Here is a 1,791-nt window from a genome sequence, read left to right on the forward strand (position 1 = left end):
GCAAGTCAGCCGCTCCCGAGATCATGCCCCTGACTGTCCAGCGCTGGCTAACCACCTTCGACAAGTCAGGCGGTCAACACACCCGCCTGCTGCCGCTGGACAAGTGCATCATGAGCACCGCCGAGTTCATCGATCACGTCTCTCACCTCAGCGAGCACGACATCCCTACCCCGCAGCTCCTGCAACTGACCATGAAGCTCATGAACCAGTTGGGGAAACGGAACCTGAGCTTTGCAGGCTTCGCGGTCTAGATTCTTCCCATGCCCGCGCTGATTAGCGTGGGCACCCTCTCCGGCGTCCCGCCGACGCTCAAATGTACATATTTGATATTTATTAACTTTTCATCCTTGCGCATTCAATCTCTAATACTCGAGCGCTCAGGTTTGCAGGGGGCTATTTCATGGCGGCTTCCACGAGGCGTAGCGGGCGAAAACGCTTGCTGCGATGCAAACCTTTTCGTTCCTATGAAACGCTCTTGCCCCGCGCTGCCCCCCCAGAGACAGCGCGGGGATTTTTTCCCTCTCCGGCGTTCTGCCGACGCTCACCCACTCATCAGAACACAAGCAATTACAAGCTAATGCTTGCGAAGTGTAAGGCCTAGCCTTACAATCAATCCCATGATTAAGAGCTTCCGACATAAAGGCCTGAAGGCACTTCACACCAAAGGCGACGCCAAGGGAGTCAAGGCTGAGCACGTTTCCCGCCTCCTTCGTCTTCTGGCATCGCTGGACGTGGCCACAGAGCCGGCAGGCATGGACCGTCCGGGAAACCGCCTTCACCCTCTAAAGGGAAAAGAAAAAGGCTTCTGGGCTGTGAATGTGTCGGGAAACTGGAGATTGATTTTTTGCTTCGACGGTTCAGATGTTGAGCTCGTCGATTATCTCGACTACCACTGATAGGAGGTCATCATGGCTATGCACAACCCACCACACCCTGGCGAGGCTTTGCGCGAAGACGTATTGCCCGCCATCAACATGACCATCACCGCGCTGGCGGAGCATCTTGGATACTCGCGAGGCCAGTTGTCGACCGTGATGAATGGTCATGCAGCCATCACTGCAGATCTTGCCCATCGCCTCGAACTGGCAGGCCTTGGAGTCGCTCGCCAGTGGCTGGCTGAGCAGTCCGCGTACGACCTATGGCAAGCGGAGCATCGCGAGCAGCCGCATATCGAACGATTAAAAGTGGCGTAACACACGCCAAAGCAAGGCCCCGCAATCGCGGGGCTTTTTCATTCCTCTTCCAGCCCACCCAACGGCTGCTCCGCCTGCGACGACGGCTCCACAAACGCCCGGAACGCCTCTACCAACAATCCCCACGCATTGCATCCGTCAGCCGATTCCAGGAACGCCTGCACATTGTCCCGGTGCTGCTCGAACAACTCCCGCGCGAAACTTTTTCGGTGTATTCGGTCAGGCTCATTTCGATCATGACGATTACCAGATGGGAAGTTTTTCAGCTGGCCCAGTTCGCTTCCAATGCACGCTTCTGTGGCGTGCTGGTGGGATGCGCAACACCCGAGAAGCGCCGGTAGAGACCAACAGAGCCCGATATGATCTTGCGCTTCACCGTGGGCACCTCAAGTACGGTCATGGCCTCCAGAAGAATCTGGTCGCACGCAGAGCGGGTCACGGGTTGAGGTTGGCCATCAACGGTGACACTCAGGTACTCGCAGACGATGTCGTGCACGACGGCGGCCTGCCCGTACGCCCCCCAAGGCGGAATCAACGACCAGAAAAGGCGCGGGACACTGGCGCCATCAGTGAGATAGCCCGCCGGCACATGCACCCA

At 57.5% G+C, this 1,791-nt stretch carries 4 protein-coding genes; 3 read left to right on the plus strand and 1 reads right to left on the minus strand.

Annotation, left to right across the window (positions count from 1 at the left end):
* From ACIQVE_RS29635 to ACIQVE_RS29645, 3 genes are all read left to right on the plus strand, one after another.
* On the plus strand, positions 1-251 hold a 251-nt coding region (locus ACIQVE_RS29635; RefSeq protein ID WP_402815508.1), incomplete at its 5' end, for a hypothetical protein.
* Positions 252-617: 366 nt separating this feature from the next.
* Positions 618-896, plus strand: coding sequence for a type II toxin-antitoxin system RelE/ParE family toxin (locus ACIQVE_RS29640; RefSeq protein ID WP_402815510.1), 279 nt, complete (start codon positions 618-620; stop codon positions 894-896).
* A 12-nt stretch (positions 897-908) separates the two neighbouring features.
* Positions 909-1,193: a HigA family addiction module antitoxin gene (locus ACIQVE_RS29645; protein ID WP_402815512.1), complete on the plus strand. Its 285-nt coding sequence runs from the start codon at positions 909-911 to the stop codon at positions 1,191-1,193.
* A 262-nt stretch (positions 1,194-1,455) separates the two neighbouring features.
* Here ACIQVE_RS29645 and ACIQVE_RS29650 read toward each other — a convergent pair.
* Positions 1,456-1,791 (minus strand): DUF1353 domain-containing protein (locus ACIQVE_RS29650; protein WP_402815514.1); only part of this gene is annotated, 336 nt, incomplete at its 5' end.

It is taken from the genome of Pseudomonas sp. NPDC098747 (assembly GCF_044760045.1).
Taxonomy (GTDB): Bacteria; Pseudomonadota; Gammaproteobacteria; order Pseudomonadales; family Pseudomonadaceae; genus Aquipseudomonas.